12 protein-coding genes are annotated in these 12,676 nt (G+C 71.7%); 6 read left to right on the top strand and 6 right to left on the bottom strand.

Features of this window, described 5'->3' with window-relative positions; translation table 11 throughout:
* A partial coding sequence (locus tag ABD785_RS39425) for a substrate-binding domain-containing protein (RefSeq protein ID WP_344839458.1) occupies positions 1–963 on the top strand: 963 nt, incomplete at its 5' end.
* 34 nt (positions 964–997) lie between these two features.
* On the top strand, positions 998–1,603 hold the full coding sequence (locus tag ABD785_RS39420) for a phosphoribosylanthranilate isomerase (RefSeq protein WP_344839454.1): 606 nt from the start codon (positions 998–1,000) through the stop codon (positions 1,601–1,603).
* Here ABD785_RS39420 and ABD785_RS39415 read toward each other — a convergent pair.
* The 4 genes from ABD785_RS39415 to ABD785_RS39400 all read right to left on the bottom strand — a co-directional run bounded on the left by ABD785_RS39415 (position 1,600) and on the right by ABD785_RS39400 (position 6,278).
* Entirely contained in the window at positions 1,600–2,685 is a 1,086-nt protein-coding gene (locus ABD785_RS39415) for a CU044_5270 family protein (protein ID WP_344839451.1), read from the bottom strand. The two genes, ABD785_RS39420 and ABD785_RS39415, sit on opposite strands and share 4 nt — an antisense overlap.
* Entirely contained in the window at positions 2,685–3,266 is a 582-nt protein-coding gene (locus ABD785_RS39410) for an RNA polymerase sigma factor (RefSeq protein ID WP_344839449.1), read from the bottom strand. Before ABD785_RS39410 ends, ABD785_RS39415 begins: the two co-directional genes overlap by 1 nt.
* Before the next feature lie 108 nt (positions 3,267–3,374).
* Positions 3,375–4,520 (bottom strand): metallophosphoesterase, encoded by a 1,146-nt coding sequence (locus ABD785_RS39405; RefSeq protein WP_344839445.1) that lies wholly within the window; start codon positions 4,518–4,520, stop codon positions 3,375–3,377.
* Between the two features lie 105 nt (positions 4,521–4,625).
* A complete protein-coding gene (locus tag ABD785_RS39400) occupies positions 4,626–6,278 on the bottom strand; it encodes a GMC oxidoreductase (protein WP_344839440.1) in 1,653 nt (550 codons plus the stop codon).
* A 202-nt stretch (positions 6,279–6,480) separates the two neighbouring features.
* Between ABD785_RS39400 and ABD785_RS39395 the strand changes: the two genes are divergently transcribed.
* Both ABD785_RS39395 and ABD785_RS39390 read left to right on the top strand, forming a co-directional pair.
* The gene (locus ABD785_RS39395; RefSeq protein WP_344839435.1) at positions 6,481–7,557 is read left to right on the top strand and encodes an NAD(P)H-dependent amine dehydrogenase family protein; all 1,077 of its coding nucleotides are present in this window, start codon (positions 6,481–6,483) and stop codon (positions 7,555–7,557) included.
* Positions 7,558–8,043, top strand: a complete 486-nt coding sequence (locus tag ABD785_RS39390; RefSeq protein ID WP_344839432.1) for a carboxymuconolactone decarboxylase family protein — start codon at positions 7,558–7,560, stop codon at positions 8,041–8,043.
* A 236-nt stretch (positions 8,044–8,279) separates the two neighbouring features.
* Here the strand turns inward: ABD785_RS39390 and ABD785_RS39385 are convergent, their stop codons facing one another.
* Positions 8,280–9,950, bottom strand: coding sequence for a class I adenylate-forming enzyme family protein (locus ABD785_RS39385; RefSeq protein WP_344839430.1), 1,671 nt, complete (start codon positions 9,948–9,950; stop codon positions 8,280–8,282).
* The gene (locus ABD785_RS39380; protein ID WP_344839427.1) at positions 9,947–11,176 is read right to left on the bottom strand and encodes an acyl-CoA dehydrogenase family protein; all 1,230 of its coding nucleotides are present in this window, start codon (positions 11,174–11,176) and stop codon (positions 9,947–9,949) included. Before ABD785_RS39380 ends, ABD785_RS39385 begins: the two co-directional genes overlap by 4 nt.
* Before the next feature lie 61 nt (positions 11,177–11,237).
* Here ABD785_RS39380 and ABD785_RS39375 point away from each other — a divergent pair, with 61 nt between their 5' ends.
* Together ABD785_RS39375 and ABD785_RS39370 are read left to right on the top strand one after the other, a co-directional pair.
* A complete protein-coding gene (locus ABD785_RS39375; protein ID WP_344839424.1) occupies positions 11,238–11,876 on the top strand; it encodes a TetR/AcrR family transcriptional regulator in 639 nt (212 codons plus the stop codon).
* A 32-nt stretch (positions 11,877–11,908) separates the two neighbouring features.
* Positions 11,909–12,676: a DeoR/GlpR family DNA-binding transcription regulator gene (locus tag ABD785_RS39370; protein WP_344839462.1), complete on the top strand. Its 768-nt coding sequence runs from the start codon at positions 11,909–11,911 to the stop codon at positions 12,674–12,676.

Raw genomic sequence — 12,676 nt, 5'->3', positions numbered from 1 at the left:
CGCCCGCGCTTCGGGCGGACCGCTGCGGCGGCCGCCGCGGTCGTGGTCTTCGCCGCCGGGGCGCTGGGCGGCCGCCTGCTCGCGGGCGGCCCCGCCCCCGAGTGCTTCGACGGGACGCTCCGCCTGCTCGGCTCGACCGCGTTCGAGCGGACCGCCGAGGCGCTGCGCGCGGACTACGAGGCGCTGTGCGGCGCGGCGACCGTCGAGGTGGACGCGACGGGCTCCAACGAGGGCGTCCGGGCGCTGACCGCCAAGGGCGCGGGCTCGACGATCGCCATGCACGACGGACATCTGCGCCCCGACTCCGACGAGGTCGGGCTCCGCGGCTTCCAGGGCTTCCCCGTCTCCCTGCTCGCCTACGCCGTGATCGTCAACAAGGACACCGGCGTCACCGACCTGCCCGTCCAGACCCTGCGCGCCATCTACGCGGGGGCGGACGGCCCGGCCGACTGGAAGCGGGTGCGCGGCGGCGCGTCCCTGCCGATCCGCCTGGTCAGCAGGACCGAGGGCTCCGGCACCCGGACGATCTTCGAGGAGCGGGTGCTCCAGGGCGCGGAACCCGGCCTGTCCTCCCGGGACTGCCTGCGCAAGGACGACCTCCGCGCGGCGGCCCGGATCGTCCGCTGCGAGCGCAGCAGCCAGGGCCAGGTCCTCGACCTGGTCGACAGGACGCCGGGCGCGATCGGCTACGCCGAACTCCACCTCGCCGCCGACACCGCCCGCTACCCGGGCGTCCGCGTCATCGCCCTGGACGGCCGCCGCCCCGGCACCGCACCCGGCGAGTACCCGTTCAACGCCCCCGAGGTCTTCTACACCTACGGCTTCCCCGCCAACGGCACCCCGGTCTCGGCCTTCCTCACCTATCTGAGCGGCCCCCGCGCCCGGGCCCTGCTGACCCGCGTCGGCTCGCCCCCGTGCCTCGCCCCCACGCCGCCGCTGGCCGCCCTCTGCCGGTCGCGGTGACGGCCGTGCCGGGTCGCGGGGATACGCTGCGCAGGTGTTCGTGAAGGTGTGCGGTCTGCGGACCGCTGAGGACGTCGACGCCGCCGTGGCCGCCGGGGCGGACGCCGTCGGTTTCGTTTTCGCCCCCTCGCCGAGGCTGGTCGGCCAGGACCTGGCGCGGGAGCTGGCGGCCCGGGTGCCCGCGTCCGTGCTGACGGTCGGGGTGTTCCGCCGGCAGCCGCTGGAGGAGGTCCGCTCCCTGGTCGAGGCGTCGGGCGTGCGGGCGGTGCAGTTCCACGGCGACGAGCCGCGCTCCTTCTACGAGGCCTTCCCCGGCCATGTGCTGATCCGGGCGTCCGGCGAGGTCGTCGACCACGGCGCCATGGGCGAGGACCTCCTCCTCCTCGACGCCCCCGTCCCCGGAGAGGGCGTCGCCTGGGAGTGGAAGGCCCCCGGCCATGGCCGGAAGTGGCTCCTCGCCGGCGGCCTCACCCCCGGCAACGTCGCGGAGGCGGTCCGCGCCACCCGCCCCTGGGGCGTGGACGTCTCCAGCGGCGTCGAGATCAGCCGGGGCGTCAAGAGCCCCGACCTGATCAGGCGCTTCGTGGAGACCGCCAAGGCGGCCCAGGGCGTGCCGTGGACACGCCCTGGGGACGCCTAGGGCCGGGACAGATCCGGGCGGTCGTCGGTCCAGCCCGCGGCGGTGACCGTGGTGTCGTTGAGGACGGTGCCGTCGGCGGGGGTGAACATCTCCGTCGCGAGGGGCAGCCCGGTCGACGGATCGATGATCACTCGGTGGAGGACCTTCTTGCTGCCGTCGGCGCCCATGGTAACGGCGTGTCCCTTGCGGCCGAGCTGGTCGGTGGCCTCGCCCAGCGACCTGACGCCGGGCAGCGCGGCCATCATCCGGTAGGTGGCGGCACGGACCCCGGACGAGACCGGCAGATTCATGATCAGCTGCATGCCGTTCTCGAAGGCGAGCATGTCCAGGAACCTGCCCTTGGCCCCGGGGAGCCTGCGGGCGATGGCCGCCTTGAGCTTCGCGGGATCGGTCGGCAGGGCCCGGACCTGGGCGATGGTGATCGGGAGGCCGGCGAGCTCGCCGACGACGCCCTTCCCGCCGAACGCCCGCGTCACCACCGGTTGCGGCTTGGTGCTGAGGATCTGGACCGCGCACCGCCCCTTCGGGCAGCGGGGGTCCTTGTGCTCCAGCCGCCAGCTCTCCGGCGAGCCGTCGGCCCTCCACTTCGCGGCGTCGGCCTCGGTCGCCGGGACGAATCCGAGGTACTGGGAGACCGTCCAGCTCTTCCCGCCGGGCGAGGTCGACAGCCAGAACGTCTGCTTCATCTTCTGGACGACGTCGTAGCCGCGGCCGGTCGCGCTCCTGGCGACGACCCCCGTGCTGGAGATCCGCCAGTAGGCGCCCTCGGACGGCTGCCGTCCCACGGCCGTCGCGGCGTTCGTCAGGACCTCCGATCCCGACATCAGCACCGGCGCGGGCAGGGGCGGGCCGTTCGGCGCGGCCTCCCGCTCGGCCGGTGATCCGCCGCCGACCAGCGCGACGACCGTCGCGAGGCCCGCGGCCGTCACGGTCAGGCCCCCGGCGAACAGGCGGGTCCGCCGCCGCTTGGGCGCCGGGCCTCTGAGCATGGTGTTCCGCAGCCGGTGCCGGCCCTCGTCCTTGACGGCCTGGGCGGCGGCGGGCCTGGCCAGCAGGTCCTTGAGCGCGTGGAGCTCGTCCATCAGTCCTCTTCCTCCAGTGCGGCGCGGAGCTTTCCCCGCGCCCGGTTGAGCCGGGACCCGACGGTCCCGTAGGGGATGCCGAGGGCCTGGCCGATCTCCTCGTGGCTGAGCTCGCCGAGCGCCATCAGCAGCACGACGTCGCGCTCCTTGGCCGACAGGGCGGCCAGCGCCCCGGCCAGCCGCGGCTGGAGATCCTTCGCCGCCACCGACGCGACGACCCGGGACTCGTGGCCGTCCTGGACGTCGGGACCCGCCGATCGGGCCAGCGCCCGGTAGCGGCGGGCCTCGGCCCTGCGGTGCCGGGCGATGATGTTGGTCGCGATGCCCAGCAGCCAGGGGCGCAGGGCCCCGAGCGCGGGATCGAACCGGTCCCGGTGCAGGAACGCCAGCGTGAACGTCTCCGCGGCGAGGTCGTCGGCGGCCTGGGTGTCGAGCCGCCCGGCGATGTAGCCGTGGACGACGTCGAAGTACCGGTCGTAGACGTCGGTGAACCGGTCGGGGTCCTCGCGGACCGCGGCGGCCAGCGAGGCGTCCGTCTCGCGGCCCGTGTTCACGGCCCCGCGCCCGTCATGATGCGCCATCCGTCATCCGCTCGCTCCCTTGTCGGCCCTCACCCATGGTTCGCCGATCGGGGATCCGCTTTCGCTCCGCGCGCGGACTTTTCTCTCAGCGGGGTGGCGGGCCGGGGGTCAGGAGGCGGGGGAGCGCAGGGTGATGAGGGTGATCTCGCTCGGAGCGAAGACGCGGAACGGCGGGCCCCAGAAGCCGGTGCCGCGGCTGGTGTAGAGCTGCGTGCGCTCGGTGCGGCGCTCCAGCCCCTGGACGGACGGCTGGTCGATCTTGACGAGATGGGTGAACGGCCACATCTGACCGCCGTGGGTGTGGCCGGAGAGCTGGAGGTCGACGCCCGCGGCCTCGGCCTTGCCGATCTGCTTGGGCTGGTGGGCCAGCAGGAGCACCGGAAGCTCGGGATCGGCGCCGGTGAGGGCGACGTCCAGGTCGGCGCGGTGGCCGGGGTGGCCCGAGTGGTGGGCGGTGGCGTCGTCGATGCCCGCCAGGACCAGGCGGTCGCCGCCGCGCTCGACGATCACGTGGGTGTTGTGCAGCAGGGTCCAGCCGAGCTCGTCCATGCGGGCGAGCCAGCCGAGGGCGTCGCCGTAGTACTCGTGGTTGCCGGTGACGTAGACGCGGGCGAGCCCGGCCTCGACCTCGCCCAGCGGGGCGGACTGCTCCCTGCGCTGGTCGACGGTGCCGTCGGCGATGTCGCCGGTGTGGCAGACGATGTCGGCGCCGAGCGAGTTGACGACCTTGGTGACCCCCCGAGACCAGCGGGAGCGGTCGATGGGGCCGTAGTGGGTGTCGGTGAGCAGGACCACGCGGGTGCCGTCCAGGCCGGGGCCGAGCCTCGGGAGGGTGATCGGCACCTCCCGGACGCGCGGCACCCGCATCGCCTCGTGGAATCCCCAGGCCAGCAGGACCACGGAGACGGCGAGGACGCCCACGGCGACGATCCGGGCGGACAGGACGAGACGCAGGACGTTCCCGATCACGGACCAGGTGAACAGCACCCAGACCACGCCGAGCAGCACGTCGGCGACGATCGTCAGGGAGTCCCCCCGGCCGCGGGCGTGCCCGAGGAACATGAGCAGGGGGAGCGCGACGGCGACGGCGGCGAACAGGGCCGAGGCGGGGAGGAGGACCGGGGCCGGCCAGTGGGGGGACGCCACGAGCGTCCACCACGGCACTCCGACGAGGAGGGCCACGACGGTCAGGAGGATCGAGGTCACGAGGAGCGGCCGGAGGGAGCGGGGCCGCGTCGCTTCGCTGGTGGTCACGGGCGATGAACGAATCACCGGGGTCCGGTGTTCCAGCCGTGCCGGGAGGTGGGTTGTGGTCCGGCCACACGCGCCCGTGGCCGGCAACGACATCAGGTCACATCGCTACAGGTCGGTGGCGATGATCTTCTCGATGTTGCGTTCTGCGAGCGCGGTGATCGTCACGAACGGGTTGCAGGAGATGCCGTTCGGAAGGAGCGAGGCGTCGATGGCGTACAGGCCGGTGTAGCCCGCGACGCGTCCGTAGTTGTCGGTCGCCTTGTCGATCACCACACCGCCGAGCGGGTGGTAGGTCAGGCCGTCCTGCCACTGCTTGCTGCCGCCGAAGAGGTCGGTCCGGTAGATCGTCCCCTCCTTCTGGTTGATCTTGTCGAAGATCGTCTTGGCCTTGTTGATGGAGTCCTGCTTCCAGGCGGTCTGCCAGGAGAGGTCCACCTTGCCGGTGGAGGCGTTCCAGGTGAACTGCGCCCGGTACTGGGTGTTGGTGACGGCCAGGTACATCGAGGCGTAGGTCTCGATGCCGACCGGCAGCGGGGTGACCTCGGCGAACGCGCCGCCCGCCTCCCAGTTGTCGATGCCCGAGCACGGGATCGTGGACTGCAGCTTGCCGGTCGGGTCCCACAGGTGGTTGGCGCGGGCGACCATGACGTTGCCGTTGTCGCCCCAGCCCTTGCCGACCTCGCCGTTGAGGTTCGGGAGCTGGCCGGTCGCCTTCATCTTCACCAGCAGCTTGCTGGTGCCGACCGAGCCCGCCGCGCAGAACACCTTGCCCGCGGTGACGTTCTTGGTCGCGACGACGTCGCCGCTGGTGTTGATCTCCTCGATCGTCACCCGGTAGCCGCCGGTCGCGGTGGTGATGTTGGTGACGCGGTGGAGCGTGCTGATGTTGACCTTGCCCGTGGCGAGCGCCTGGGCGATGTAGGTCTTGGGCAGGGACTTCTTGCCGGCGTCGTTGCCGTACAGGACCTGGGTGTCGAGGGCGGACCGCTTGACGGTTCCCGCCTGCTCGGCCTCCATGTAGTTCCAGTCGTAGACGTCCGGGACGAAGGTCCAGTTGAAGCCGGAGCGCTGGGCGTGCTTACGGCCGACGCGGGAGTACTGGTAGCACTCCGCGGTGTCGAACCAGGCCTGGCGGATGTTGCCGACGCCGAGGTTGGCGTTGGCGCGCGGGTAGTAGGTGTTGTACATCTCGTCGGCGTTGACCGACGGGAGGATCGAGGCGAACCGCTCGCGCTTCGGAGTGACGGCCATGCCGCCGTTGACCAGCGAGCCGCCGCCGACGCCGCGGCCCTGGTAGACGGTGATCCCGGCGAACTCCTCGGCGTCGAGGATGCCGGTGAACTTGCTGATCTCCGAGTCGATCGGGAACGAGAAGAAGTTGCTCACCGGGGCCTTGGACTTGGTCCGCAGCCAGTAGGCGCGCGCGCCGGGCTGCGAGGACCGGCAGAAGACGTTGCCCTCGCCCACTCCGGTCATCGGCGGGAGCGTGCTCCAGTCGAGGCCCATCTCGACCATCTCGACGTTGATGCCGGCCTGCGCGAGGCGCAGAGCGGCGACGGAGCCTCCGTAGCCGGTGCCGATCACGAGCACCGGGACGGTCGCCCCGTTGGCGATCGCCGGGCCGGGGGCGGCGGCCGCGCGGGTGGCGAGACCTGCGCTGGCGACGACTCCGAGGCCCAGGATAGAACCTGTTCCAGCGACGAATCCACGACGCGAAACGCGTCCCGACTCGGTGCCGGGCATGGTGGTGTCACTCATGTGACGTTCCTCACTCTCGACGGAATGAGAACATGTTCTACATGTTGCAGCCGAATTAAGCCACGGTTACCAAGCGGTAATTTGTGACCGATCACACACCCGTTTCACCAACTCACATTGCGTCCATCTGGTAGACGCTCGGCGATGGAACGGTCACGAACCGGACCTAGGCACCGAACCAAGCGCTTGCTACGCTCCGGGCATGATTTCCACGATTGTCTGGGGCACCGGCAACGTCGGCCGGCTGGCCATCCGCGCCGTCGAGGCCCACCCGGCGCTGAAACTCACGGCCGTGATCGTCCACAACCCCGACAAGGTCGGCCGCGACGCGGGCGACCTCGCCGGGCTCGGGCGTGAGCTGGGCGTCGCGGCGACGGACGACATCGAGGCCGTCCTCGCGGCGGGTCCGCAGGCCGTCGTGTACGCGGCCTCCGGAGAGATCCGGCCCGACGACGCGCTCGCCGACTGCAACCGTGCGATCAGGGCGGGCGCCGTGGTCGTCACGCCGTCGATGTACGCGCTCTACGACCAGAGCAACGCCCCCGCCGAGATGCGCGAGCCGGTCCTGGCCGCGATCGCCGAGGGCGGCGGCTCACTGTTCGTCTCGGGCGTCGACCCCGGCTGGGGCAACGACGTCCTGCCGCTGCTGATCAGCGGCCTGGGCAGCGAGATCGACGTCATCCGCTGCCAGGAGATCTTCGACTACACGACCTACGACCAGGAGGACTCCGTCCGCTACCTGGTCGGCATGGGCCAGCCGATGGACTACGACGCGCCGATGATCGCCGCGACCGTCCCGACCATGGTGTGGGGCGGGCAGATCCGGCTGATGGCCCGCGCGCTGGGCGTCGAGATCGAGGAGATCCGCGAGACCGTCCTGCGGCGCGAGCTCGACGAGACCGTCACGACCAAGCTGATGGGCGAGTTCGAGGCCGGCACCCAGGGCGCGCTCCGCTTCGAGGTGCAGGGCATCGTCGACGGCGAGCCGCTCATCGTCATCGAGCACGTCACCCGCATCCACGCCTCCTGCGCGACCGACTGGCCGATGCCGCCCACCGGCGACGGGGCCCACCGGGTCATCATCGAGGGGAACCCGCGCATCGAGGTCTCGGTCGAGGCCACCGACGAGGAGGGCAACCGCGCCGGAGGCGGCAACGCCACCGCCGTCGGCCGCCTGGTCAGCGCCATCGACTGGCTCGTCGAGGCCGAACCGGGGCTCTACGACGCCCTCGACGTCCCCCTCCGTCCCGCCGTCGGCAAGCTCGGAAAGAAGAAGTAGATGAACATCGACATCCCCGAAGGCAAGGACGCGATCGAGTACGTCTGGGGCGAAATGGTCCCGGGCATCGGCATCGCCGCCGCCAACTTCTCCCTCTCCGTGTACGCCCACACCACGCTGGGCCTGCGCGAGTTCGAGGCCGCCCGGCTGCGCGTCGCCCAGATCAACGGCTGCATCTTCTGCCTCGACTGGCGCACCGACCGCGACGGCGAGAAGGTCGAGGAGGAGTTCGCCGCCGCCGTCGAGGAGTGGCGCACGACCGACCGCTTCGACGACCGCACCCGCCTGGCCGCCGAGTACGCCGAGCGCTACACCCTCGACCACCACAACCTCGACGAGGACGACTTCTGGGACCGCATGTCGGCCTGCTACTCCCAGCTCGAGATCGTCGAGCTCTCGATGTGCCTCGGCTCCTGGCTCGCCTTCGGCCGCCTCAACCACGTCCTGGGCCTCGACACCGTCTGCGCCCTGCCCAGCCACCGCTAGGGGCTGTTTCAAAGTCAACTGCCCTACTGCGCGGCGCCCAGGCACGCACCTCGCGAGGTTGTCTTCGGTCGCCGACCCAACCAGGTCGACTCCCTCCTCCGCCCCCGCGAGGCACGCACCTGGACGCCGCTCGCCACGGGCGCCGACTTTGAAACAGCCCCTAGACCTCTTCCTCTTCCCCACTCCCCGTACGCCCGCCGGGTCAAGGCTCAGACCCGGCGGGCGTCCGTATCTCCTCAGGGACGGCCGGAGTAGGCCGTCCTGAGTTCCCGTTTGAGGATCTTGCCCGCCGCGGTGCGGGGGAGCGGCTCGGCGGAGAACCAGATGCGGACGGGCACCTTGAAGGCGGCCAGGTGCTCGGCGACGTGGGCGCGCAGCACGTCCTCGCCGGCCGGATGGCCGGGGCGGAGCTGGACGATCGCGGCCGGCTCCTCGCCGAGGACGGGATGGGGGAGCCCGATGACGGCGGCGTCGGCGACGGCCGGATGGTCGTGCAGGACCGTCTCGATCTCGACGCAGTAGATGTTCTCGCCGCCGCGGATCAGCATGTCCTTGGCGCGGTCGACGATGTGGACGAAGCCGTCGTCGTCGATCCGGGCAATGTCGCCGGTGTGGAACCAGCCGTCACGGAACGCCGCCGCGGTGTCCTCGGGCCGGTTCCAGTAGCCCTTGACGATGTTCGGGCCGCGGATCAGCAGCTCGCCCGTCGCGCCGGGCGGCAGATCGGCGCCGTCCGGCCCGGCGACCTTGACGTCCACGACCGGGACCGGCGGGCCGACGCTGTCCGGCCGGGCCGCGTAGTCGGAACCCGCGTTCATCGTCGACAGCGACGAGGTCTCGGTCAGCCCGTACCCGTTGGACGCCGCCCGGCCGGGGAAGTGCGCGGTGATCCGGCGGACGAGGTCGGGCGGGGCGGGGGCGCCGCCGTAGCCGATGTTCCTGATGCTGGAGGTGTCGCGGGCCGCGAAGTCCGGATGGTCGAGCACCTGCATGACCATCGAGGGGACGCCGCCGAAGGCCGTGACCCGCTCCCGCTCGATCAGCTCCAGCGCGCGTCCGGGATCCCAGCGGCGCATCATGACCAGCTTCCCGCCGGCCAGCAGGTTGGCGATCAGGATGGAGTGGCAGCCGGTGGCGTGGAAGAACGGCACCGACAGCAGATGGCCCGGCTGCCCCGAACTCTGCTCCCCGGAATTCGGCTCCCTGCTCTCGCCGTCGCGCAGGGCGGTCCTGGCCCGGACGTAGCCGAGGCTCATCGGGTTGGTGCAGATGTTGCGGTGGGTGCCGAGCGCCCCCTTGGGGCGTCCGGTCGTGCCCGAGGTGTAGAAGATCGTGGCGTCGTCGTCGGGGCCGACCGAGGTCCGCGGGGCCTCGGCGGTCGCGGGCACCGAGGCGAGCAGCGCGTCGAACGGCCCGCCGGTCTCGACGACCGTCAGGCCCGGCACGCCGCCGATCCGCCCGGCCCGCTCGGGATCACAGAACACGACGGACGCGCCGGAGTCGGCCAGCCCGTAGCGCAGTTCCTCCCCGGTCCACCAGGCGTTCAGCGGGACGGCCACCGCACCGGCCACCGCGGCCGCCCAGAACGCGATCGACCATTCGGGCAGGTTCCGCATCGCGATCGCGACCCGGTCGCCCTCGCGGACCCCCAGCCGATCGCGCAGCGCGTGCGCCAGCCGGACGGACGCGAGGTAGTGCTCCTCGAAGGAGATCCGCCGGTCCTCGTGGACGAGGAAGACGGCGTCGGCGTGGATCCGGCTGAGGGCCAGGGCGTCGCCGAGCGTCGCGGGGGCGTTCTTCCACACGCGGGTCGGGACGCCCCGCACCTGCGTCTCGACCACCTCGAAGGGCTGGCCGGGCGCGGTGAGCAGGGTGTCGAGGTCGGCGAGCGGGCCCCGGCCGGTCACAGCGGAAGGTCCCCGGTGGCGGCGCGGGTCGTGCCGTGCTCCTGGTAGGCGGCGATGGCGCGCTGGGCGATGCGCATCTGGTGGATCTCGTCGGAGCCGTCGGCGATCCGCGCCCAGCGGGCGTGCTGGTACATGTGGGCCAGCGGGGTGTCGGTGGAGTAGCCGAGGGCGCCGTGGACCTGGATCGCGCGGTCGATCACCCGGTTGAGCATGTTCGCCACGAAGTGCTTGGCCATGGAGACCTCGGACTTGAACGGCAGGCCCCGGTCGATGCGGTGGGCGGCGTGCAGGACCATGAGCTTGGCCTGGTAGACCTCCATGGTCGAGTCCGCGATCATCCACTGGACGCCCTGCTTGTCGGCGAGCAGCGAGCCGTGCGCGAAGCGGTCGAGGGACCGGCCGACCATGAGGTCGAGGGCCGTCTCGGCCTGGGAGATCCACCGCATGCAGTGCGCGAGCCGGGCGGGGCCGAGCCGGTACTGGCCGAGCAGATGGCCCTTCCCGCGGCCGCCGAGCAGGTTCCCGGCCGGGACGCGCAGGCCGTCGAGGCGGATCTCGGAGTGGCCGGTGCCGCCGTGCATCGTCTCGATCTGGCGGACCTCGGTCCAGCCCTCGGACGGGATGTCGACGAGGAACGCGGAGTTGGCGGCCTGCGGGATCTCCGGATCGTCCTCGGTCCTGGCGATGACGATCGCGAACCGGGCCCGGTGGGCGTTGGAGATGAACCACTTGTGGCCGTCGATCACCCACTCGTCGCCGTCGAGGACGGCCGTGGTCCTGATCAGGGTCGGGTCGGAGCCCGCGACCTCAGGCTCGGTCATGGCGAAACAGCTCATGGCGCGGCCCTCGCACAGCGGGCGCAGGTACCGCTCCTTCTGGGCGTCGTCGGCCCAGTGCAGGAGGGTGTGCATGTTGCCCTCGTCGGGGGCCTGGCAGTTGAGGACGAACGGGCCGTAGTAGGTCTTGGCCGCCTCGGCCTGGACCATCGCCAGCTCGACATGGCCGAGCCCCATCCCGCCCCACTCCGCGGGCATGTGCGGCAGCCACAGGCCGGCCGTCCTGGCCTCGTCCCGCAGGCCGAACAGCAGCTTGATGTAGGAGTCGCGATCCAGGTCGCGCTCGCCGAGCAGCCGGGTCTCGGCCGGCCGGACGACCTCGTCGACGAAGCCGCGGACCCGGAGCCTGATGGCTTCCAGTTCGGGTTCGAGAGTGAAGTCGATCGCCATGGGGTCCACCTTTCGCCGCCTTCATGTTTAATGCGACCGCATTCAATGTCAATATGAGTGCATGAATTCGGGTGGTGACCTCAGGGAACGTCTGATCACGGCGGCCGAGCGCCTGTTCGCCGAGCGCGGGCTCGAGGCCGTCAGCCTCCGTGAGATCAACGCCGCGGCCGGCACCCGCAACGCCAGCGCGCTCCAGTACCACTTCGGCGACCGGGCGGGGCTGGTCAGGGCGGTGCTCGCCCGGCACGACACCGAGGTCGAGGCGCGCAGGCACGCGCTGCTCGACCAGTACGAGGCCGACGGGCGTCCCGATCTGCACACGCTCGTCGCCGCGCTGGTGCGGCCGCTCGCCGCCGAGCTCGACGCCGAGGGCGGTGTCGGCTACCTCCAGGTCCTCGCCGACGTCCTCAACCGGCCGCGCCCGCCCTTCTCCGCGCCCGAGGATCCCGACACCAGCACCCATCGCTGGCGCGCCCTGGTCCTGCCGATGCTCGACCCGCTGGCCGTCAGCCACCACCGGCGCTTCCTCGCCGTCCGGTTCACGATCACCGAGCTGGCCCGGCGCCCGCGGGTCTCCAGCCGCACCGACCACGCCCTGTTCGTCAGCGATCTCATCGACCTCGTGACCGGACTCCTGGCCGCTCCCGTCTCGGCGGGCACCCGGGCCGCGTCCCGGGCGCGGGCCCAGGGTCATGTTTAATCATGGTGGATCGCCCGGAGGAGGTGCGCGGAGTGCTCGCAGGACAGCGGCGGGAGGAGATCGCCGAGCTGGTGCGGCGGGACGGGGCCGTGCGGGTCGCCGAGCTCGTCCAGCGGTTCGGGGTGTCCGACATGACCGTGCGGCGCGATCTCGAGGTGCTGGCCGAGCAGTCGGTGCTGGTGAAGGTGCACGGCGGGGCCACCGCGATCGGCGCCCCCGCGACCGAGGAGCCGGGGTTCGAGGCGAAGTCGGCGGTGCAGCGGGAGGAGAAGGAGGCCATCGCGGCGCGGGCGGCGGCGCTCGTCGCGCCCGGGACCGCCGTGGCGATCTCCGCGGGCACCACGACCTGGGCGCTGGCCCGCCATCTTCTCGGCACGCCCGGCCTGACGGTCGTCACCAACTCCCTCCAGGTCGCCGACGTCTTCCACCGGCAGGGCCGTCCCGACCACACGGTCGTGCTGACCGGCGGGATCAGGACGCCGTCCGACGCTCTGGTCGGGCCGATCGCGGTGGCCGCGATCCGCTCGCTCAACGTCGACCTGCTCCTGCTCGGCGTGCACGGGATGAGCACCCACGCCGGGTTCACCACGCCCAACCTGCTGGAGGCCGAGACCGACCGGGCCCTGGTCGCGGCGGCCAGGCGCCGGATCGTCCTGGCCGACCACACCAAGTGGGGCACGATCGGCATCAGCACGATCGCCGACCTGCGCGACGCCGACGTCCTCGTCACCGACGCGGGCCTCGGCCCGGCCGAACGCGAGGAGCTGACCGGCCAGGTCGGCGAGCTGCTGATCGGCTGA

The sequence above is a fragment of the Actinocorallia longicatena genome, from assembly GCF_039534125.1.
Taxonomy (GTDB): Bacteria; Actinomycetota; Actinomycetes; order Streptosporangiales; family Streptosporangiaceae; genus Actinocorallia; species Actinocorallia longicatena.
The sequence above is the reverse complement of the archived record's forward strand: the minus strand, read 5'-3'. Positions and strand labels throughout refer to the sequence as shown.

What these genes read in the sequence shown, in the direction of transcription:
- ABD785_RS39415 (WP_344839451.1), bottom strand. Translation starts at nt 2,685, where the DNA reads ATGGACGAGCTCCACGCGCTCAAGGACCTGCTGGCCAGGCCCGCCGCC.
- ABD785_RS39410 (WP_344839449.1), bottom strand. Translation starts at nt 3,266, where the DNA reads ATGGCGCATCATGACGGGCGCGGGGCCGTGAACACGGGCCGCGAGACG.
- ABD785_RS39400 (WP_344839440.1), bottom strand. Translation starts at nt 6,278, where the DNA reads ATGAGTGACACCACCATGCCCGGCACCGAGTCGGGACGCGTTTCGCGT.
- ABD785_RS39395 (WP_344839435.1), top strand. Translation starts at nt 6,481, where the DNA reads ATGATTTCCACGATTGTCTGGGGCACCGGCAACGTCGGCCGGCTGGCC.
- ABD785_RS39390 (WP_344839432.1), top strand. Translation starts at nt 7,558, where the DNA reads ATGAACATCGACATCCCCGAAGGCAAGGACGCGATCGAGTACGTCTGG.
- ABD785_RS39380 (WP_344839427.1), bottom strand. Translation starts at nt 11,176, where the DNA reads ATGGCGATCGACTTCACTCTCGAACCCGAACTGGAAGCCATCAGGCTC.
- ABD785_RS39375 (WP_344839424.1), top strand. Translation starts at nt 11,238, where the DNA reads ATGAATTCGGGTGGTGACCTCAGGGAACGTCTGATCACGGCGGCCGAG.